Raw genomic sequence first — 20,891 nt, 5'->3', positions numbered from 1 at the left:
TACTGTGGGACACATGCATGCGCCCATGAATTTTCCTCACACGTACCTCACCTCTCATTTCTCGGCACCGGGCGACGCGCGAGGAATCCCCACCCCCGCGGAGGAGGAAATTGAAAAGCACGTGATCCTCGTGCGAGGCGACGAGGTCGCTGTGCACGAGGGCGAGGGCGAGGAACTGCACCTGTGGACCCTCGCGCGCACGGGCACCGTGTTCCTCGGCTCCTGGAAGGACGGCGAGGTATGGGCTCTTGACGCGGAAAGTTCCGCAGACAGTGCGAGAGCGGCACTTCCCGATGGCACCCGCATGCGTAGCCTCCGTGAGATCGCGCCGATGCTCGAGGAGCGTGAACGAAGCCTCGCGCTGAGCGCCGTGGGGATGCTGACGTGGCACCGCGACGCCCGCTACTGCACGCGTTGCGGTAGTGCCGTGCACGCCACTCGCGACGGCTGGTCCCAGACCTGCGAGGGCGGGCACGAAACCTTTCCGCGCACCGACCCCGCCGTCATCACCCTTGTACGCGACGGTCTCGATCGCGCGCTTCTCGCGAAAAACCACCGCTTCACGAACGGCATGGTGTCCGCGCTCGCGGGCTTCGTGGAGCCCGGCGAAGATCTCGAGGATGCCCTCAAACGTGAGGTTCACGAGGAAACTGGCCTCGTCGTGGGTGACCTCGAATACTTCGGTTCCCAGCCGTGGCCGTTCCCACGCTCGATCATGGTGGCGTTCACATCGCGCCTTGCGAACGGTGCCGAAACGGATATCACCCTCCAGCGCGAGGAGCTCGCGAGCGCCACGTGGTTTACGCGAGAGGAGCTGACCGAAGCTCTCGAACGGGGCGACGTGCGCTTGCCGCCCTCGACCTCAATCGCCCATTCGATGATTACCGCGTGGAGGAAGGGAGAGCTTTCGTGAACACCGCAGCGACCAGTGGGGCCGAGCGCATCCTCGAGGGGCTCGATCCTGAACAACGCCAGGTCGCTCAGTCGATTGGGGCGCCCCTGTGCGTTCTCGCGGGCGCTGGCACCGGCAAGACCCGAGCGATTACGCACCGCATCGCCTACGCGATCGCGAGCGGCGGCTACGCCCCGAACCACGTTCTCGCGCTCACCTACACCACCAAGGCAGCGGCCGAGATGCGCTCGCGCCTTCGCGACCTTGGGGTGCCGGCCGTCCAGGCGCGCACGTTCCACTCAGCGGCGCTCAGGCAGCTCACCTATTTCTGGCCCTCGACCGTTGGAGGCCCCGCGCCTGACCTCGTGGATCGAACTCTTCCACTCGTGGCTCAAGCGATGGGGCGCCTGCACATGCGCGCGGATCCCGCCGCGCTCCGCGACATTTCCGCCGAGCTCGAATGGGCAAAGTCCTCGATGATCTTGCCCGAAGAGTATCCACTTGCCGCAGCGCGCCTATCGCGCGAGGGCGTAGCGGGGTTCGAGTCGCGTACCCTGTCGCGGATCATGACCCAGTACGAGGACCTCAAGACCGAGCTGCACCTGATCGACTTTGCGGACGTTTTGCTGCTGACCGCCTCGATGATTCAGGAGCATCCGCACATGGCGCATGCCGTGCGCTCCCAATACCGTCACTTCACGGTCGATGAGTATCAGGACATCTCGCCCCTGCAGTTCCGGCTCCTGCGCGCGTGGCTCGGCAATGCGAGCGACGTGTGCGTCGTGGGCGATGCGGCGCAGACGATCTACTCCTATGCGGGTGCCGACTCGAGTTACCTCCTCGATTTCACGAAGGAATTCCCGCGCGCGAGTGTGATCCGCCTCGAGCGCAACTACCGCTCGAGCCCTCAGATCGTGCAGGTGGCGAACGCCGTGCTCGCGAGGGCTAAGGAGGGTCGGGATTCGCACGTGGAGCTTCGGGCGCAGCGATCCGACGCCACCCGGCCCCTCGTTGTGGGCTACCCCGATGAGACCGCTGAGGCGCGAGAGGTCGCGAAGTCGATTGCCGAGCTCATTCGTGGCGGGAGAAGCGCGAGCGAAATCGCGATTCTCTTGCGTGTCAACGCCCACAGCGAACGATTTGAGGACGCTCTTGACCGCGAGGGCATCGCGTATCAGGTGCGCGGCGGTCAAAAATTCTTTGAAAGGCGCGAGGTCCACGAGGCGATGAGCGCGCTTCGTGCGGCTCTCGGTGCAGGTGGCGGAAATGATCCCGATGTGAGCCGTATTGTGCGCGATGTGCTCTCCTCGCGGGGCTGGTCGGACAAGGCTCCCGAGGCACGCGGCGCGGTGTTCGAGAGGTGGGCGTCGCTCAACGCTCTCGTGCAGGTTGCCGATTCGATTGCCGAGCGCGAGGGCGCGAGCCTCAGGGACGTTGTTGCCGAGCTTGAGGAACGCCGCGAGGCGCAAAGTGCTCCCGTGAGTGAGGCCGTGACGATCGCGACCGTGCACGCCGCGAAGGGGCTCGAGTGGCCCGTGGTGTTCGTGGTCGGGGCGAGTGAAGGCACCTTCCCAATCTCCTACGCGAAAACGGACAGGGAGGTCGAGGAGGAACGGCGCCTGTTTTACGTCGCGATGACGCGCGCGCGCGACGTTCTCACGGTGACGTGGGCCGCGGCGCGCAGCGAAGGTGCGAAAGCGTCGAGGAAGGCCTCGCGGTTCATTGCGGGGAGCTTCGACCACCGTGACGAAGGTGCCGCTGAGCGAACGGCGATGAAACGTACGACCGGGCGGCGCGGCGCCCGCATTTTTACGACATGCAAAGGTTGCGGCGAAGCTCTCACAACTCCGGGCGAGCAGAAGGTCGGCCGCCACGCGGGCTGCGGGGGCGAGGAGAGCGCCGAACTCTTCGGAAAGCTACGGGCCTGGCGCCGTGAGCGTGCGAGCGAGCTCAAGCGACCCGCCTTTGCGGTGTTTACCGACTCGACCCTTCTGGCGATCGCAGATCGAGCCCCCGCGAGCCTCGAGGAGCTTCATCAGGTTCCCGGCGTGGGGCAGTCGAAGCTCACGCAGTTCGGCGAGGAGGTCCTCGCGATCATTGCCGAGGCACGCTAAGAAGGTAAAGAAGAACCGGTGCCGTGGCGGCACCGGTTCGTTCTTTCATGCATGTGCGGGGCGGGCACGGATGCACCCGCGTGCACTCACTTGCTGGGGAGGAAGCGGTTAAGCTTCGTGCCGCACTCGGGGCATTCAGCCTTCGCCGCACGGCGGCCCTTGTCGTTGACCTGGATGGTGCCGGTTGCTTCGTGCTTCGCGCGGCACTTCACGCAGTAGAACTCGCCCGTGTAGGTTTCGTCAGCCATGGTTGCTCCTAGGGATTGTGGTGAACTCTCTGTTCGTGGCCACTGTATAAGCATTTTCGAGTGCTTGAGAACTCAACACTCCGCGGAGGCGACGGAGAAACCGCACGTCAGAGGCGCTTTTGGGAATGGTTCGCAAATAAGGGTGTCAAAGAGGTGGTTTGGAGTGTCGGGCGATGGGGTGGAGCGGCATAAAAAAGGGCGATCCCCCGGGGACGCTTAATGCACGCGGGCCTTCCCCGCTCGCGAGCATTTGTTTTCCCGGAGGATCGCTTCTCCATCGAATGTAGTGGCCTGTTCGACCCCGGTCAAAGCGGCGACGGGCCGACATTGTGGATAACTTGGCGATTGTTGTGGACACCCCGTCAAGCTGTGTGGAAAGTGTGTGTGGATAATTGGCCGTAGGGGTCTAATGTGCTCAATGACCTGGGCATTTATCGTGTCGTGATGGTGAATATTAATTTTTTGCAACATGTGTTGCAGTCCTCATCGATGCGTCACAAGTGGGACGGAGGTCCTCATGTCGCCAGGCTTATCCACAACCTTGGGGTGCTTGTCAAGCCAGTTCCCCATTAGACTCGCACCGTGCCCCAGCGACGCCCCGAACGCGAAAAACTACTCCTCGATGGCATCTCCGAGCCCATCGAGGTGGTGCGCTCCACTCGCCGCCGAAAAACCATCACCGCACGTCGCAGAGGTGGAGTGTTTGAACTTCTCGTTCCCGCGAGACTTTCGGCACGTGAAACGCGCAAATGGGTGCGAGACATGTACGCGAAGCACGCAAACCGCTCCGAGAGCGCAACCGCAAGTGATGAGGAACTCATGGCGCTTGCCTTAGTGCTGAGAGAAAAGTACCTGCCGAGTGCTCCACCGCCTTCGAGCGTGCGGTGGGTCACGAACCAGGGCAAGCGCTGGGGCTCGTGCACGAGCGCCGATGGCTCAATTCGCCTCTCTCACCTTTTGAAAGACATGCCGAGCTACGTGATCGAATCCGTTCTTGTGCACGAGCTCGCCCATCTCCTCGAACCGAACCACTCGCGGGCCTTTCGCCAGCTCGAGGCCTCGTATCCCAAGCTTGAGCGGGCCAACGGTTTCCTCGAGGGGTACTCGTTTGCCGAGCAGCCCTAGCCAAGGGGCTCCTTAGGAGCGGAGCTTTGCGAGCGTAGGTTTAAGGTCGGGGACGACGCTTGCAGGAAGGGCCTCGAGCCGCCACCACCGAACGTCGTGGCTCTCCTCGCTCAAGGTGAGGGCGTCCGTGGGGGAGGCGGGCGTGACGGCCGCACGCATGAGGTATTGCACGTCCCAATGCTCGCTGCAGACCGCGAAATTCTTATTGAGGTTGTGCGCGTGCAGCGTGAACGGCGCGGCGCCCACGATCGCGAGCTCAGCGAGGCCCGATTCCTCGGCGACTTCTCGTCGAGCGGCCTCTTCGAAGCTCTCTTCACCTGCCTCGATGTGCCCGCCGAATTGGAGCCACGCGCCAACCTTGCGGTGGTGGTGAAGCGCAACGAACTGGCCGGAGGCATCGATCACGATCCCGCTCGCGGTGAAGTGCACGGGACCGCTCGATTTGAGGTGAGCTCTTTCGCTCGAGGTTGCGAGCGCAAGGAATCGCTGCCTCTCCCGAGAAGGCGCGCACGCCTCGAGCTCGGTGAGAAAGCTTCCGGGAAGGCTCACTGATCGTCGCCCGGCTTCCCATCGCCGTTGGGGGTGCCCCCGGGCTCTTCACCCCGATCGTCAAACTCACCGTCAAGCAACTTGCGAAGCTCCTCATCGAAATCGGGGGAGGCGGAGTTCATCGCGCCAAACTCGGGAAGATCGGGGAGCCCGTCACCGTCGGAATCCTTGGTGGGCACGGGCGCCTGAGGGGCCTGCGGACGCCCGCTCAGCACCTCGGGGCTCGGGAGAAGATCCGGGTGTGCCCAGACCTTTTCGCGGCCCTGCATCCCTTCGGTCGCGAGCACCGATTCCCACCACGCGTACGCTTCCTTGACCGAGCGTGGGTGTAGCTCGATGCCTACGAGATTCGTGAGGGTATCCAGAGCGCTACCGCCCGTTGCGCGTCGCCGCTGGACGAGTTCGCGCATCGCGTCGAGGCGGGGGAGTTTCTCGCGCAAGGCCTCTGTCACGACGAGGTCGACCCACGATTCGATGAGCGCGAGGGTCGTCGTGAGCTCCGTGAGGGCACGTTCCTGGTCGGCGGAGCGCGTGAAGGTGAAGATGTCTTCGGGGTTCGTGGCGCTCATCGCTGCGGGATTGTTGACGTCGAAGTCGCGAATCTTCTCCTCGAGAGCCCCCATGTCGAGGGTGATCCCTCGCGCGTATCCCTCAATCGCGGTGAAGAGATGCTCGGGGAGCCAGGGTGCGCTCTTGAAGAGGCTCTGGTGGGCGATCTCGCGCGCGGTGAAGAAAATGCGTGCCGCATCAACGTCGAGGTCGGTGCCCTCGAGAACGTCGGCGAGGTTCGCGGGCACGACCACGGGGGCGTAGAACGTCCACAGGGGGAGCGAAAGGTCGGTAACTCCGATGGCCTCACGTGCGATCGAGCCGATCGCATGCCCAAATTGGAGACCGAACATCGTGCCGCCCATTTTCTTCATCATCGAGCTCGGATCGCCGAGAGCCCCGCCCATGGCGCCGAGTGGCCCGGCGCCACCGAGCTGCTCGAGTCCACCGAGTTCCCCGAGCTGCTTCGCAAACGCGTCGCCGATGGCCTCGGCCATGTATTGCGCGACCGGTTCGACGATCTTTTGCCAGCGTGGCAGCGTGCGGTTCACCCACGTGCCGCGGCTCCAGCACTCGACCGCGTCGCTCACAACCGCGAAATCGGTCTTCTCCGCGAGCCACATCGCCGCCACGTTGCCGGCTTCACGCATCGCGTGCTCGTCGGCCTCGCTCACGTTTGGATCGCCGGCCGTGCCGATCGATGTGCCACCGATTTGGGGGAGCGCCCCCGTGGGAAGGAGCGTGACGTTACCCGATGCGACCTGGCGCGCCAGATCATGACCAAGCTTCCAGTTGACGGGCCCATCGCCTCCCGCGGCGAAAAGCGACTGCATTTGAAGCGCGGCCATGCGGAGCATCGCGGGATCGCTGGGAAGGCCCGCCCCCTTCGCGAGCTCGGAAAGGTCAAGACCCTCCAGTGCGCCCGGGGGGATTTGCCCCTGGAAAATCTCCTCGAGGAACTTACGGAGGTTTTCTTCGTTGGACTCGTCGCTCATGCGCGCTCCTTACGATTGAGGCGGCGGTGACCGCCGATCACGGATTCTCCAAGCGTAGCGAGAGCGAGGGGCGGGAGGTAGACGTTTCGCTTCCCGCGAAGGTATCTGCAAGCGAGAGAAATGATTGTCTGGGACAATAGCCACGTGGAAAAACCCCTCAAGAAACTCACGGCCACGCCGCCGAATATCACGAATCCTCGCTTATACAAGCGTCGCCTGTGGACGGTGTGCATCTCCGCCTTCGCACTCGTGGTGCTCACTGCGGTCGCCGCGGTGCTGCCCGCGCCGTACGTCGTTGAATCGCCCGGCCCCTCGCTCAACGTGCTCGGTGAATACGAGGGCAAGGACATCGTGAGCGTCGAGAATCGAGCTGACGGCCCGAGCGATGGCGAACTGCGGATGACGACCGTGTCGGTGCAGGGGTCGCCCGGATACGACATTCCGCTCGCGGGTGTGATGACCGCGTGGTTCGATCGGGATCGCTCGATTATTCCCGTCGAAGCGCTGTACCCCGACGATGCGGACGCAGAAGACAACAGCCTCATGAACACTGTCGAGATGAACGGTTCGCAGCAAGAGGCGATCGCGGCGGCCCTCACCAAGCAGGGGGTTTCCTATTCGACGACGACGATGGTCGCGGGTGTGCGAAGTGATGGTGGTGCCGCGAACCAGCTCCAGCCCGGGGACGTGGTGCTCGAGGTCAACGGCCAGAAGATCGAGAATGTTTCGGCGGCGGGCGAGGCGATCGGCGCTACTGCGCGCGGAGAGAAAGTCAAGGTGACCGTGCGGCGCGACGGGGCGGAAAAATCCTTCGCCCTCACCCCGCGCTACGAGGGGGATCGAGCGCTCCTCGGGATCGTGCTTGCCCGCGGCTTCGAATTCCCAGTCAAGGTGAACTTCGCGCTCGAGGGGATCGGTGGCCCGAGCGCCGGCATGATTTTCGCCCTCGCGATCTACGACGAAATGACCCCGGGCGATCTCACCGGTGGCAAGAAGATTGCGGGCACAGGCACGATTAACGAACAAGGCGCGGTGGGGCCGATCGGCGGTATTCGCCAGAAAATGATCGGGGCAAGGGCCGACGGTGCCGAGTTTTTCCTCGCTCCCGGTTCGAACTGTGAAGATGTCACAGGGCACATTCCCGAGGGGCTTCAGGTGGTCCGGGTCGATTCCCTCACCGAAGCGATTGAGGCCGTCGAACAGATCGCGAATCAAGGATCTATCGAGGGCCTTGCCACGTGCGGCTAGGCCCTGAGAACACGTTTTACTCGCTTTCGACACGAGGAACAGAGGAGGAGTCATGGCACGCGCGAGGCGCAAGTCGCAGGATCCGGTCACGCAGCTCACGGTGGTCTTTGATTTCGGTGGTGTGCTCGCCGCGCACCACCACCCCGTCCCCGTGATCCACCGCGAGGTGGGTGGCGATTACGAGGCTGTACGCGAGGTGTACTGGGGCGAGAGGAAAAAGCTCGATGGCGGCGAGATCTCGCTCGAGGACTATTGGCGAGCCGTGTGCGAGGCCGGTGCGATTGGTGAGCCCACGGCGGACGAAATCACCTACCTTGCCCATATGGATGATCGCTACTGGGGTGAAATCGCCCAGGGGAGCCGCGAGCTCATTCACGACCTTGCGCGCAACGAGGTGCGGCTCGCGATCCTGTCAAACACGAACGCGGCCTTTGGTGATTACCTGCGCAGGCAGGAGTGGTTCGAAGTATTCGAATTCGCGATCATCAGCGCCGAGGAAAGGGTGCAAAAGCCCGATCCCGAGATTTTCGAGATCCTTCTCGATGTGATCGCCCACGAGACCGGCGGGGTCGCGAGGCCCGGCAACGTGATCTTCTTCGACGACCTGCAGTCGAACGTCGACGCGGCCCGAAAGCTCGGCATCGATGCGCATTATTGGCCTCGTAATGACCGCACGCTAGCGTCGGACACCGCCGCCGAGCCCGACCGACCGGGCTGGGAAATCGCGCGTGAAATCCTTACCGCACGTGGGGTTCCGCTCGGCTGAAACGCAGGCGTCACCGTTAGACTGACACCATTGTGCCCGCCGCCGCGGCTCGAGCCGGCGGCATGGCGGGGAAACCAACCCACGAGTCAAATGGAGAGACATTGGCAGAGTTCATCTACACCATGTACAAGGCGCGCAAGCAAGTGGGCGACAAGGTCATCCTTGACGACGTCACCATGAGCTTTTTCCCGGGCGCCAAGATCGGCATGGTCGGCCCGAACGGCGCAGGTAAGTCGACGATCCTCAAGATCATGGCGGGCCTTGATGAGCCGAGCAACGGCGAGGCACGCCTGAGCCCCGGCTATAGCGTGGGCATTCTCCTGCAGGAGCCGCCCCTCAACGAAGAAAAGACCGTTCTCGAGAACGTCCAGGAAGGCATGGGCGACCTCTACGCGAAGGTGCAGCGCTTCAACGAGATCGGCGAGCTCATGGGTGAGCCCGATGCCGATTTCGACGCGCTCATGGCCGAAATGGGCACTCTTCAAACGGAGATCGACGCCGCGAACGGCTGGGATCTCGACTCGCAGCTCGAGCAGGCGATGGACGCCCTGCGCTGCCCGCCTGGCGACGAGCCCGTGACGCACCTTTCCGGTGGCGAGCGTCGCCGAGTAGCACTGTGCAAGCTCCTCCTCCAGAAGCCGGACTTGCTCCTTCTTGACGAGCCCACGAACCACCTCGATGCCGAGTCCGTGCTGTGGCTCGAGAAGCACCTGCAGAGCTACGAGGGTGCCGTTATCGCGATTACCCACGATCGCTACTTCCTCGATCACGTCGCCGAATGGATCGCCGAGGTCGACCGTGGCCACCTCTACCCGTACGAGGGCAACTACTCGACCTACCTCGAAAAGAAGCAGGAGCGCCTCGAGGTCCAGGGCAAGAAAGATCAAAAGCTCCAAAAGCGCCTCAAGGAAGAACTCGAATGGGTGCGCTCGAGCGCGAAGGGTCGCCAGGCGAAGTCCAAGGCGCGCCTCGCTCGCTACGAGGAGATGGCGAAGGAAGCCGAGTCGATGCGCAAGCTCGACTTCGAAGAAATCACGATCCCGCCGGGCCCGCGCCTCGGCAACGTCGTGATCGACGCGAAGAACCTCAAGAAGGGCTTCGGCGATCGTGTTCTCATCGATGGCCTGAGTTTCTCGCTCCCACCGAACGGCATCGTCGGCGTGATCGGTCCGAACGGCGTGGGCAAGACCACCCTCTTCAAGACCCTCGTGGGGCTCGAACCTCTCGACGAGGGCGAGCTCAAGGTCGGCGAGACCGTCAAGATCAGCTACGTTGACCAGAACCGCGAGAACATCGACCCCGAGAAGAACCTGTGGGAGGTCGTGAGCGACGGCCTCGACTTCATCGAGGTTGGCAAGGTGGAGATTCCCTCGCGTGCGTACGTGTCGCAGTTCGGCTTCAAGGGCCCGGACCAGCAGAAGAAGGCCGGTGTGCTCTCGGGCGGCGAGCGCAACCGCTTGAACCTCGCGCTCACGCTCAAGCAGGGCGGCAACCTGCTGCTCCTCGACGAGCCGACCAACGACCTCGATGTTCAAACCCTGAGCTCGCTCGAGAATGCGCTCTTGAACTTCCCCGGCTGCGCCGTGGTGGTCTCGCACGACCGCTGGTTCCTTGACCGAGTGGCGACCCACATCCTCGCCTACGAAGGCACCGAGGAGAACCCCTCGAACTGGTACTGGTTCGAGGGCAACTTCGAGTCGTACGAGAAGAACAAGGTTGAACGTCTTGGAGAGGACGCCGCGCGTCCGCATCGTGTGACGCATCGCCGCCTCACGAGGGACTGACCCACACGAGAACTCGTGCGTCGAGCCTGCCGCGAACCTTGAGCAAACTCCGCAAGAACATTTCATGCGGAAAAGCCATGGTGAGCGGCGGGCTCGGCTACCTTAAGGGGTATGAAGGCACTACGTACCCTTTCCGTCACGTCCGAACTTCCCGCTGAGCTCGAGGGGCTTCGCACTCTCGCCTATAACCTCCGGTGGACCTGGAACGCCGAAACTCGCGACCTTTTCGAGGCGCTTGACCCGCGCGCATTCGAGGAGAGCAACCGCAATCCCGTTGTGCAGCTTGGGATGGTTCCCGCGCGCCGCTACAGCGAGGTCGCTGCAGATCCGGAATTCCGCGCGGCTCTTGACGCGCGCCTCGCGGATCTCGAGAACTACATGAGTTCCGATCGCTGGTTCCAAAAGGAAGCGCCGGGATCTCCCGCGATTGCGTACTTCTCGATGGAATTCGGTATCTCGCCGACCCTCCCGATCTATTCCGGTGGCCTTGGCATCCTTGCGGGCGACCACCTCAAGTCGGCCTCTGATCTCGGCGTTGACCTCATCGGCGTGGGCCTGCTCTACCAGTGGGGCTACTTCTCGCAGTCGCTCAACCGGGAAGGCTGGCAGCAGGAAAACTACAAGCAGAACGTCACGGAAGATCTCGCGGTCGTGCCAGTGACGGATGCCGACGGTGACCAGGTGTGCGTCAATGTCACGTTCCCCGGCGAGCGCATCGTCACGATTGCACTGTGGAAAGCGCAGGTGGGCCGTATTTCGCTTCTCCTGCTCGACACGAATGTCGAGGGCAACGACAAGGGCGCCCGCCAGATTACTGACCGTCTTTATGGCGGCGACCACTTCCACCGCATTGAGCAAGAGATCGTTCTTGGCATTGGCGGCGTGCGCGCCGTTGAGCGCTTCACGGAGCTCGAGGGGCGCCGCGAACGCGATGTGTTCCACCTCAACGAAGGCCACGCGGGCTTCCTCGGCCTTGAACGGATCGGCCAGCTCATGGGCAAGGGGTTGAGCTTCGATGCCGCCCTCACGCAGACCCGCGCGGGCTCGGTGTTCACGACTCACACGCCCGTGCCCGCCGGCATCGACCGCTTTGACGCCGGTCAACTGCGCCACTTCCTCGATGCCGATGGCAACGGGATCTCGCGCCTCGTGCCGAACCTGCCGGTTGAAGCAGCGCTCGCGCTCGGCGTCGAGGATGGCGGCCACGTGTTCAACATGGCCCACATGGGCTTCCGGCTTTCCCAGCGGTCGAACGGCGTGGCGAAGCTCCACGGCGAGACGAGTCGCCGCATGTTTAAGGACCTCTACCCGGGCTTTGACGAGGCGGAAGTGCCGATCACGTCGATCACGAACGGTGTGCACCGCCGCACGTGGATTTCGCGCCCCATGGATGCGCTGTACAAGAGCGTGTTCGGTGACGTGGACCTTTCGGCGCTCAGCGATTGGTCTGCGCTTGGAACTTTGAGCGATGAGTCACTGTTGGAGGTGCGCAACACGCTTCGCACGAACCTTGTCGAGCGTGCGCGTGAAGACGTGCGTCGCTCGTGGGTGCACCGCGGTGCTCACCCAGGCGAGCTCGGTTGGGTCGATTCGGTTCTCGACCCGAACGTGCTCACGATTGGTTTTGCGCGCCGCGTCTCGACCTACAAGCGCCTCACGCTCATGCTGAGCCAGCCCGAGCGTTTGCGCAAGATTCTCCTCAACGAGGAGCGTCCGGTGCAGATCGTCGTGGCCGGTAAGGCACACCCCGCGGATTACCCGGGCAAGGAATTCATGCAGCGCCTCGTGCAGTTCGCAGACGATCACGGGGTGCGCCACCGCATCGTGTTCCTCGCGGATTACGACATTCGCATGGCGCAGTACCTCGTGTCGGGTTCGGACGTGTGGCTCAACAACCCGATCCGCCCCGAGGAGGCTTCGGGAACCTCGGGCATGAAGGTTGCGCTCAACGGCGGGCTCACGTTCTCGACGTCCGACGGTTGGTGGGACGAAATGGCGACCGACGATGCAGGCTGGACGATCGATACGGTCGACATCGAGGACCGTGCTGAGCGTGACCGCCTCGAAGCGGAGAGCCTCTACAACATTCTCGAAAACCGCATCGTTCCGCTGTTCTATGACCGCGACGAGAACGGCGTTCCGGCGAAGTGGTTGCAGATGGTGCGCAATTCCCTCGTGGAAATTGCGCCGAAGGTCACCGCGACCCGCATGGTGCGCGACTACGTCACTGAGCTGTATGCGCCGGCGTCGAAGGCGGTCGCGCAGTTCGCGAACGAGCCGGGCCTCGCGCACGAGTTTGCCGAATACAAGCAGCGCCTCGCGCAGGGCTGGGGCGGCGTGAATATTCACGACGTCGAAGACTCGGTCGAGGGTGACACCCTCGCGGTGAGCGCGAGCGTTGAGCTCGGCGCGATCCGTGCCGAAGATGTCGAGGTTCAGCTCATCGTGGGTTCTGTGAACGGCGAGGCTGAGCTTTCCGACACGGTCGTCGCGCCCATGACGCAGGGCATCGACGGTCGCTATGCGGCCTCGCGCCAGCTTGAGAGCCTCGGTGCAGTTGGCTACACCGTGCGCGTTGTGCCCGCACATCGCGTTCTTGCTCACACCGCTGAGCTTGGCCTTGTACGCGTTGCCCAGTGAGTGGGGTGTACGCTGGCATAGCTCATCGTTAGGCCGGGCATAAGCTCTGGCCTTAGTCAGGACAGAATCGGGTGGAAGGAGTCGAATTTATGATGCGGCTTCGCCACCCGATTCTTTCGTGGCTTTTCGTGCTTCCCGCCGCTATCGGCGTGTTCGCGTTTATTCTTCTCCCCGTCGTGGTGGCCTTCGGGCTTTCGTTGACGAATTGGGAGATCGTGGGCTCGCGCGACTTCATCGGTCTCGAGAACTACCAAATCCTGTTCAGCGGCAATGCGCTGTGGAATTCGCTCTTCGTGACGCTTCTGTTCACGCTCATGAGCGTGCCCCTGGGTATTGCCCTCGGGCTGCTCCTCGCGATTCAGCTCAACAAGATGTTCCCGGGGTCAACTCTGTTCAGGATCATCATCGTGATCCCGTGGGTCTGCGCCCCCGTGGCGATCGGCGTCGTGTGGAAGTGGATCTACCAGCCCACCTACGGCGCGTTGAACGCACTTCTCGGAACGCGAATCGAGTGGCTCACGTCGCACACGCTCGCCCTTCCGGCCGTGGCTTTCGTGGCGGTGTGGCAAGCCGTCGGATATAACGCGCTTTTCTATCAGGCCGGCCTTCAGAAGATCCCACCATCGATCTACGAGGCTGCGGAGCTCGACGGCGCGGGCACCGTGCGCCGTTTCTTCGCGATCACCCTTCCGCTTTTGAATCCCACGACGTTTTTCGTGGCCCTCACGCAAATGGTCGCGAGCTTCCAGGTGTTTGACACCGTGTATTCGCTGACCGGGGGAGGCCCCGGTAATAGCACTCAGGTGGTGGCCTCGCTCATCTACAACGAGGCGTTCGGTGCTGGGCGCCTTGGCCGCGCCGGGGCGGTGGCCGTGATTCTCTTCGTGATTCTCGCTGCCCTCTCGTTTATTCAGCAGCGGTTCTTCTCGAGCCGCATCACCTACGACATGTCCTGAGGGTGGTGTTCATGAAGAAAAAGTCGGTTCTTTCGGCGATCGTGGCCTACACGATCCTCATCATTGCTGCCGTGCTCACTCTCGCGCCGTTTTCGCTGTCGATCATGACGGCGCTGCGTGAGCCGAGTGACTTCCTTCGCCAGGGCCCCATCCACCTCCCGGATCCTGCGACGCTCGAGAACTTTACGGCGCTCTTCACGGGGCCGCACAGTTTTGTGACCCCATTTGCCGTGACGGCCCAAATGGTCGCGGTGATCCTCGTGGGGCAGATCATTTTTTCGATTCTTGCCGCATATGCGTTCGCATTTTTGGAGTTCCCCGGCCGCGATCTGCTGTTCTGGGCCTTCATCGCGACTCTGCTCGTGCCTCAAGTCGTGGTTGTCGTGCCGCTCTTCCTGGCATTCCAAGAGTTGGGGCTTCGCAATACGTTCTGGGCTCTCGTACTGCCGTTCATGTTTGGCAGCCCTTACGCCGTGTTCCTGCTGCGCGAGAACTTTCGTAGCGTTCCACAAGAGCTCCTCGATGCGATGCGCGTGGATGGCGCGGGGCACCTACGCTTGATTCGCAACCTTGTGGTGCCTCTCAACCGTCCGATCATCGTGACGCTCGTCGTTATCACGGTGGTGACCCACTGGAACTCCTTTATGTGGCCGCTCATTATTACCACGGGTGAGACGTGGCAAACCCTCACGGTTGCGACCTCAGCACTCAGCACCCAGTACAACAACAACTGGACGATGGTCATGGCGGCAACGACGCTTGCGATGATTCCGCTCATTCTTCTGTATCTCGTGTTCCAGAAGCAGGTGGCGCAATCGATCGGCGGAACCGAGCTGCGCTAAAGATCTCTTATGCCCCCCATAAATGTCGGGTATGCTTAGGTCTCAAGACATTGCGTGGCGCGTTTGTGTCCGCACGACCGCTGAAGAAAGGGCTTCCCATGGTTTCACGTCGCACAGTTCTCTCCGGTGGACTCGCCGCCTCCGCAGCCGCGGCACTCGCCGCGTGCTCGCCGTCAGGTTCGGGCTCGTCCGCGAAAAAGGGCTCGGGTCCCGACGCCAGGGCGCTGAAATTCCGCATTTGGGATGACACGGCGAAGGCAGCCTACGAGGAATCGCTCAAGAAATTCACCGAGGAATCGGGGATCAAGGTCGATGTCGAGGTTGTTCCGTGGGATGACTACTGGACGAAGCTCCCGCTCGATCTCTCCGACGGCGCTTCGGATAGCGCTCCCGATGTGTTCTGGCTGAACTCCGCGAGCTTCACCCAATTCCAGCAGGCCGGAGCGCTCGTCAACGTTTCGGAGGAACTCGGCGGATCCGTGAAGGACTGGGAGAAGGCCGTCGTTGACCTGTACACCCGCGACGGCTCGCTCTGGGGTGTTCCACAGGTTTGGGACTCGATCGCTCTCTTCTACAACAAGAACCTCACCGACGCTGCCGGTGTGGATCCCACCACTCTCGCCTTCGATCCGACCGCCGGCTCGGATGCCCTTCGCGATGCCGCGACTGCGCTCACGAAGGATGGCGTGTTCGGTTTCAACGCGGCGTGCGATCGCCAGTCCATCATCGGCCCCTTCCTGAGCTCGAACGGTGCCGAGTGGCAGGACAGCAACGACATGTACGCGTTCGACTCAGAGCAGGGCGTGCAGGTGTTCTCCTACCTCGCTGCGCTCGTCAACGAACTCAAGGTTGCGCCGTCGGCCGCTGACACCAATACGAACGGTGATTTCGCGCGTGACCTGTTTATCCAGGGCAAGCTCGGCCTCTTCCAGAGCGGCCCGTTTAGCCTCAAGACGATCCACGACTCGGTCGACGGCGCCTTCGAGTGGGCGATCGCCCCCATGGTGGCAGGCCCGAAGGGTGCGAAGTCGCTCGTGCACGGCGTGGTTGCCGCGGGTAACGCGAAGCGCGAGGACCAGGAGTCGGTTGTGAAGCTTCTCGAATGGCTCGGCTCGAAGGAGGGGCAGCTGCCCCTGGGTGAGCAGGGAATTTCGTTTCCCGGCCACGTGGATGCCCAGCAGTCGTTCGTGGACTTCTGGAAAGAGCAGGGCGTCGACGTCGAGCAGTTCATTGAAGCGGCGAAGAACCCCGGCCCCGCGGATACCGGCGCAAAGTCCCTCGCCGGCCTCAATGCCGTAATGCCCGTCTTCCAGGAGATCTTCGCGGGCAATCTCTCCGCCGAGGAAGGCGTCAAGAAGGCCCAGGAAGAGGGTAATGCCGCGATGGCCTGAGCCCCGCGGTTAGGCGAAACTTGCCTCGCTCCACCTCGTTGACTCGAGGCCGTGCTCTTTGGTGAGCGCTCCGGGCGCGAGGCGTGATGGCGAGCCCCACAGATATCGTTGCTGCGAAAGCGAACGGAGTGTGGGGCTCGCCAGCCCCGTTAAAGAGAGTGCCCAGGCCGGGATTGTGTGAATCTTCGGCTCGCTCACGTTCGCGCGGGCGGAGAGGGTGCGTGCAAGTTCTCGGAAATTGATTGGAGCGGGGGAGGGGGCGTTGAGCGTCACGCTCGAGTTGCTCGCGAAAACGCGCGTGTGCTCCCGCGCCACGTGGATCATGGCTTCGGCGAGATCCGATACGAACGTCATGGCGTGAGGGGTATCGGGGCTTCCGAATGTCCAGCACGCTTTACCGGCAAGGGTGGGGTTCACGATGCTCATCGTTGGCACCGATGCCTTCGCTGAGGCGCCCTTTCCCACGAGGTCGGCGGCGACGATGCTCGCGGTGTGCGCCGCGTGTGTCGCGCGAGCGTCGAGGAGTTCGGCGCGCACGTCCCCGAGGGGAGAGCACGGGTGTATCGGTGCGCCCTCGTGTAGATCGTGCGCCTGTGTCCCGAAGGCGTAGACGGATTCGGGGAAGATAACGGGGATTCCGAGGGTTGCGGCGACGTCCATGACTGCTTGCTCGCGGTGGGGCAGTTCTTTTCGCCAGGCCTGTGCAGTGTAGGGCGCGTGGATGCAGTGCATGATCGCGTCCGCGGCGCGCGCTTCGCGTTCGAGTAGAGCGCGTTCGCCTGCATCGCCAGAAATAACGCGCACACCTTCGATTGGGTGTGTGCTGCGCCGGATGACTGTCACATCATCGCCCGTTGCGCGCAGTGATCTGATGATTGCATTGCCGATTTGCCCGGCCCCCGTGATGAGAATCTTCATGACGCCTCTCAAAAGTGTGATCAGTGCTCTCGTTTGAAAAATATAGGTGCTCGCGCTCCTTAAAACAAGAGCACTGCTCTCGCTATCGAATTCGAGAATGTGAAATGCGAGGATGGACGCATGAATGAACGCCGAAGCCGCGCCGAGAATCGGCGGCGCATGGAAGCCGAGATCCTGCGCCTCGCCAAGCAGCAGCTTGAGGAGAAAGGCCCCGCAGACCTCTCGTTGCGGGAAATCTCCCGCGACATGTCGGTCGCGTCATCGGCCTTGTACCGATACGTTCGCGACCGCGATGAGCTGCTCACGCTACTCGTCGTCGACGCCTACACCGACCTTGCTGATGCCGTTGACGACGCCTTGGGTCTGGACCCAGAAGAGCGGTGCGGCGCAGAAAGCCCCGAGGATCTCGGAACGTTCGCGCGCGCCATGCGAGCATGGGCGCTCGCAAACACAGCGCGATGGGGCCTCGTGTACGGCACACCCGTTCCCGGCTATACCGCGCCAGCCGAACACACAATCGCACCGGGTACTCGGCTACTCGCCCGCCTCGCGCGAATCGTCGCGTCCGGCACTTCTGTCGGCGCAAACCCGAGCGACACGTATGCCGCTTTCCTCGAGGGTGGGTTGGAGGACGTGTTCGGGGCCGTTGGCCAGCACGCTCTCGACAACGCGGAGGCCGAGACAGGAGAAGACTGCGCAATAGACCGCGGCGAGGCCACTCGACGCGCGGCGACGACGATCGACCTCTGGTGCGCGCTACTCGGCACGATCAGCGCCGAGGTTTTCGGTCAGCTCGGTCCGGGCCTCGACGAAGTAGGCGGGGAGATTCTCGAGCGGCTCGTCGAATCGTGGACCGCGATGCTCTTTCCCGAGGCTGCAACGAGTAATCGCTAGGCGAAACTCCACGGCTCGCGCGTATTCGTGCGCAGCCGGTAGAGGCTCGTGGTAGCCGTGATGAACAGGTCTTGGCCGCTCTCACCGCCGAAACAGAGATTAGACACCACTTCTGGAACGGGCGCATGGGCGATAAGGCAACCGTCGGAATCGAACACGCTCACCCCGTCCCCGCCGGAGCACCACACGCGGTCCTCTTCGTCGACGGTGATGCCATCGGGAACCCCAGCCTCGGGGCAGGCAAACGGACGCCCGCTGCCCTTGACGACCGCGTTGTCGGCGTCAAGGTCGAAAGCCCAAATGTGGTGGCGGCCCGCGCTATCCGTGACGGATTCGGGGGCGTTCTCCTCGGGCTTATCGGGGTTGTCGGCGGTGTTCGTGACGTACAGGCGTTTACCGTCGCGGCTGAAAGCGATGCCGTTCGGGCGGCTCAGTTCGGTCACAACGGCCTCGAGGTCGCCGTGGTGATCGAGCTTGAACACGTATGAGCGACCGTACTCCATCTCGCCTGGCTGCCCCTGATCCGCGCTGAGGATCCCGTAGGGCGGGTCGGTGAACCAGATCGTGTGCTCGACCGGGTGCACGGCGACGTCGTTCGGGGAGTTGAGGCGCCCGCCTTCGAAGAAATCGATGAGCATTTCTGCGTCCATGAAGGGCACGAGGGGAGCCTTATCGAGCGAGCGCGTGCCGTGATTGCACTCCACCACTCCCAAATCGGGATGGTGCGCGCGGCCATTCGTGTAGTTGACGTTGCTCTTCCACACGATGGTTTCGCCCGTTGCCGGATCCAGCTGAATGATGCGGTTATTCGGGATGTCGCTAAAGCGCACCACTTTTTCGCGCGGGTACCACAGGGGGCCCTCGGCCCACCGCGCGCCGGTGGCGACTTTCTCTACGCGTGCACCTGGATCAAAGGGCGGGGTGGTCACTGTCTTTGAGCTCCTTGCGGATGCGGAACATCCCTTCTTGGTTCACGGTCGCCACGAGCTTCCCCTCGCGCGTGTAGATCTGGCCGACGCTGAGTGAGCGCCCTCCTGTTGCCGCGGGGGAGCGCTGCACGTACAGCAGCCAATCGTCGACGTTGACCTCCGAATGGAACCACATCGAATGATTGAGAGTCGCGACGCGCAGGCCCGGCGTGAGCCACGTGAGGCCCTGGCGGCGGATCGTCGGTTCGAACGGCGTGTAATCACTTGCGTACGTGAGAAACGCTTCGTGGGTGAGGGGGTCGCTTGTCCCCGTGGGGGTGAGCGCGCGCATCCACACGGCCTGCTCGGCTCGCTTGTCGGGGTCGGGCGTGAAGTACAGCGAGCCGGTGGCGTTACGGATGTCCACGGGCCGCTGGTACGCCATGAACTGCGCGAGCGGGTGGTTGACCTGGCCCAGTTCGTCGCGCGTGCTCGGGAGCTGTTCGGGCGCGCTTTCCGACGCCACCTCGTCCACATGGTGCACACCTTCTTGGCGTTCCTGGAACGAGCCATTCACGATGAGCACGAGGTTTCCGCGCTGCGTGACGTCCACGGTGCGACTTGAGAACGAGCCGCCATCGCGAAGGGTGCGCACTGTGAAGTGCAGCGGTTCATTCGCGCGAGCTGGCTCGAGGAACGTCGCGTACGTCGAGTGCACGCGGCGCCCTTCTGGCACGGTGCGCGCCATGGCGATGAGTGCCTGCGCCATCATTTGCCCGCCGAATACGTGCCCACCGGGCTGGGGGAGTGATGAACCCTCAAAGGTTCTCTCAGGACCCTCGACCTCCCGAATCTCAAAGAGGTCGAGGAGGCTTCGGGTTACGGCTTCTGGCTCTGGAGTCGACATGCGCCCATCTTAACGAAGGGCGTATGAACGCCTTCCTAATAAAAATTGAGGGTATCGACCACGTTCGTGAGTGGCTCGCCGTCGAGGAGCGCCGTCGCGTTGCGTGACACGATCGTCGCGATGCGCCTACCTTCTTGCGCACTCAGTGCCGCGGAGTGGGGGCTGAGGAGAATCTTCTCGTGATCCCACAGCGGGCTATCGCCGGGTAGTGGCTCGTGCTCCACCACGTCGAGTGCGGCGAAATCGACCGTGCCGTTATCGAGGGCTTCGAGCAACGCCTCTTCATCAATCACGCTTCCACGACCCACGTTCGCAAGAAGCATGCCCCTCTTCATCGCGGCGAATGCCTGACGACCGAGCATGTGCCGTGTTTCGTCCGTACCGGGAAGCGTGACCACGATCGCGTCGACCTTCGACAGTGCGTCGTGAAGATCGGCGAGCGGCACGATGCGGTCTATGTTCTCGACAGTGCGGCCCGAGCGCGAGGTTCCCCAGACCTCGGTGCCGAAAGCCTTGAGCCTCGCGGCAACAGCCTTACCGATACCGCCTAGACCGAGCACGAGAACCGTCATTTCATCGAGGTGCCGCGGATGCACGCGAATGATCGGCCACTCATGTGCCAACTGGTCGCGCTCGAGGCCGCGCAAATTCTTCGCGCCCGCGAGAAGCCCAAAGATCGCGAACTCTGCAAGAGTGCTGCCGTGCACGCCAGCCGAGGTTGTGAAGGTCACGCGCGTGAGCTCCTCCTCGCTCAGGTTCGCGGCTTTCACCTGGGCGCCCCCGCCCGCAGCCATCGTATGGACCCAGCGAAGCTTCGGATTGCTCCGCACGAGAGCGGCGAGTTTTTGCGGGTCATCATCGGGAAGTCCCACAACGGCATCGGCACTCTCGAGGATCTCGCGGTAGCGGCGCTCGTCGCCTTCGGACCGTGTGAAATGAGGATCGCCCACCCAGTCGGAGTTATAGCGACGCGGCCGCGCGAGAGATCCCGTGGGAACGACATTCACGCGAGGCTCGCGCTCGCGGATCAAGGCGCACTCTTTTTCGGGAAGGTCAACGGCAATCGCAAGGGTGAGGTTGTGGGTGCTCGAAGCAGGCATGGCGTTCCTTTCGTTCTCTTAATCCTAGAGGGGCGCATCCTGATGGATCCTCTAGAGTGGAAGGC

At 62.8% G+C, this 20,891-nt stretch carries 18 protein-coding genes; 11 read left to right on the top strand and 7 right to left on the bottom strand.

Annotated features, from left to right (window positions below; genetic code table 11):
- The first annotated feature begins 25 nt into the window (after positions 1–25).
- Together nudC and NBW56_RS07545 are read left to right on the top strand one after the other, a co-directional pair.
- On the top strand, positions 26–913 hold the full coding sequence (gene nudC / locus NBW56_RS07550; protein ID WP_250258708.1) for an NAD(+) diphosphatase: 888 nt from the start codon (positions 26–28) through the stop codon (positions 911–913).
- Positions 910–3,006 carry an ATP-dependent DNA helicase UvrD2 gene (locus NBW56_RS07545; protein ID WP_250258707.1) on the top strand — a complete coding sequence of 699 codons (2,097 nt, stop codon included), beginning with the start codon at positions 910–912 and terminating at the stop codon, positions 3,004–3,006. Before nudC ends, NBW56_RS07545 begins: the two co-directional genes overlap by 4 nt.
- A gap of 86 nt (positions 3,007–3,092) precedes the next feature.
- Here the strand turns inward: NBW56_RS07545 and NBW56_RS07540 are convergent, their stop codons facing one another.
- Positions 3,093–3,254, bottom strand: coding sequence for a DUF5679 domain-containing protein (locus NBW56_RS07540; RefSeq protein WP_016664205.1), 162 nt, complete (start codon positions 3,252–3,254; stop codon positions 3,093–3,095).
- A gap of 582 nt (positions 3,255–3,836) precedes the next feature.
- Here NBW56_RS07540 and NBW56_RS07535 point away from each other — a divergent pair.
- Positions 3,837–4,379, top strand: coding sequence for a M48 family metallopeptidase (locus tag NBW56_RS07535; RefSeq protein WP_250258706.1), 543 nt, complete (start codon positions 3,837–3,839; stop codon positions 4,377–4,379).
- Between the two features lie 12 nt (positions 4,380–4,391).
- Here NBW56_RS07535 and NBW56_RS07530 read toward each other — a convergent pair whose 3' ends face one another.
- Positions 4,392–4,928 (bottom strand): NUDIX hydrolase, encoded by a 537-nt coding sequence (locus tag NBW56_RS07530; RefSeq protein WP_065247527.1) that lies wholly within the window; start codon positions 4,926–4,928, stop codon positions 4,392–4,394.
- Positions 4,925–6,472, bottom strand: a complete 1,548-nt coding sequence (locus NBW56_RS07525; RefSeq protein ID WP_250258705.1) for a zinc-dependent metalloprotease — start codon at positions 6,470–6,472, stop codon at positions 4,925–4,927. The genes NBW56_RS07530 and NBW56_RS07525 overlap by 4 nt, the downstream gene beginning before the upstream one ends.
- A 144-nt stretch (positions 6,473–6,616) precedes the next feature.
- On the opposite strand from NBW56_RS07525, the gene NBW56_RS07520 reads away from it, so the two are divergent.
- The 7 genes from NBW56_RS07520 (at position 6,617) to NBW56_RS07490 (ending at position 16,099) form a co-directional block, all read left to right on the top strand.
- Positions 6,617–7,720, top strand: coding sequence for a YlbL family protein (locus tag NBW56_RS07520; RefSeq protein ID WP_250258704.1), 1,104 nt, complete (start codon positions 6,617–6,619; stop codon positions 7,718–7,720).
- A 52-nt stretch (positions 7,721–7,772) separates the two neighbouring features.
- Complete coding sequence (locus NBW56_RS07515) at positions 7,773–8,486, top strand: HAD family hydrolase (RefSeq protein WP_250258703.1); 714 nt, start codon at positions 7,773–7,775, stop codon at positions 8,484–8,486.
- Between the two features lie 101 nt (positions 8,487–8,587).
- On the top strand, positions 8,588–10,270 hold the full coding sequence (gene ettA, locus NBW56_RS07510) for an energy-dependent translational throttle protein EttA (protein ID WP_065247530.1): 1,683 nt from the start codon (positions 8,588–8,590) through the stop codon (positions 10,268–10,270).
- 111 nt (positions 10,271–10,381) lie between these two features.
- Positions 10,382–12,910, top strand: a complete 2,529-nt coding sequence (gene glgP / locus NBW56_RS07505; RefSeq protein ID WP_250258702.1) for an alpha-glucan family phosphorylase — start codon at positions 10,382–10,384, stop codon at positions 12,908–12,910.
- Between the two features lie 89 nt (positions 12,911–12,999).
- Positions 13,000–13,866, top strand: a complete 867-nt coding sequence (locus tag NBW56_RS07500) for a carbohydrate ABC transporter permease (protein WP_250258701.1) — start codon at positions 13,000–13,002, stop codon at positions 13,864–13,866.
- An 11-nt stretch (positions 13,867–13,877) separates the two neighbouring features.
- Positions 13,878–14,708, top strand: a complete 831-nt coding sequence (locus NBW56_RS07495; RefSeq protein ID WP_126847681.1) for a carbohydrate ABC transporter permease — start codon at positions 13,878–13,880, stop codon at positions 14,706–14,708.
- Between the two features lie 98 nt (positions 14,709–14,806).
- Positions 14,807–16,099, top strand: coding sequence for an ABC transporter substrate-binding protein (locus NBW56_RS07490; RefSeq protein WP_250258699.1), 1,293 nt, complete (start codon positions 14,807–14,809; stop codon positions 16,097–16,099).
- A 9-nt stretch (positions 16,100–16,108) separates the two neighbouring features.
- Here the strand turns inward: NBW56_RS07490 and NBW56_RS07485 are convergent, their stop codons facing one another.
- Positions 16,109–17,017, bottom strand: a complete 909-nt coding sequence (locus NBW56_RS07485; protein ID WP_250258698.1) for an NAD-dependent epimerase/dehydratase family protein — start codon at positions 17,015–17,017, stop codon at positions 16,109–16,111.
- A gap of 120 nt (positions 17,018–17,137) precedes the next feature.
- Here NBW56_RS07485 and NBW56_RS07480 point away from each other — a divergent pair, with 120 nt between their 5' ends.
- Positions 17,138–17,911 (top strand): TetR/AcrR family transcriptional regulator, encoded by a 774-nt coding sequence (locus NBW56_RS07480; protein WP_250258697.1) that lies wholly within the window; start codon positions 17,138–17,140, stop codon positions 17,909–17,911.
- Here the strand turns inward: NBW56_RS07480 and NBW56_RS07475 are convergent.
- From NBW56_RS07475 to NBW56_RS07465, 3 genes are read right to left on the bottom strand one after another with little or no spacing between them, the layout of a single operon-like run.
- Positions 17,908–18,840, bottom strand: a complete 933-nt coding sequence (locus NBW56_RS07475) for an SMP-30/gluconolactonase/LRE family protein (protein WP_250258696.1) — start codon at positions 18,838–18,840, stop codon at positions 17,908–17,910. The two genes, NBW56_RS07480 and NBW56_RS07475, sit on opposite strands and share 4 nt — an antisense overlap.
- Complete coding sequence (locus tag NBW56_RS07470) at positions 18,821–19,726, bottom strand: acyl-CoA thioesterase (RefSeq protein ID WP_250258694.1); 906 nt, start codon at positions 19,724–19,726, stop codon at positions 18,821–18,823. Before NBW56_RS07470 ends, NBW56_RS07475 begins: the two co-directional genes overlap by 20 nt.
- 35 nt (positions 19,727–19,761) lie before the next feature.
- Positions 19,762–20,826: a D-2-hydroxyacid dehydrogenase gene (locus tag NBW56_RS07465; RefSeq protein ID WP_250258693.1), complete on the bottom strand. Its 1,065-nt coding sequence runs from the start codon at positions 20,824–20,826 to the stop codon at positions 19,762–19,764.
- Positions 20,827–20,891: the final 65 nt, after the last annotated feature.

The sequence above is a fragment of the Dermabacter sp. Marseille-Q3180 genome, from assembly GCF_940792985.1.
GTDB classification, from domain to species: Bacteria; Actinomycetota; Actinomycetes; order Actinomycetales; family Dermabacteraceae; genus Dermabacter; species Dermabacter vaginalis.
This window is presented reverse-complemented; position numbering and strand designations above follow the sequence as displayed.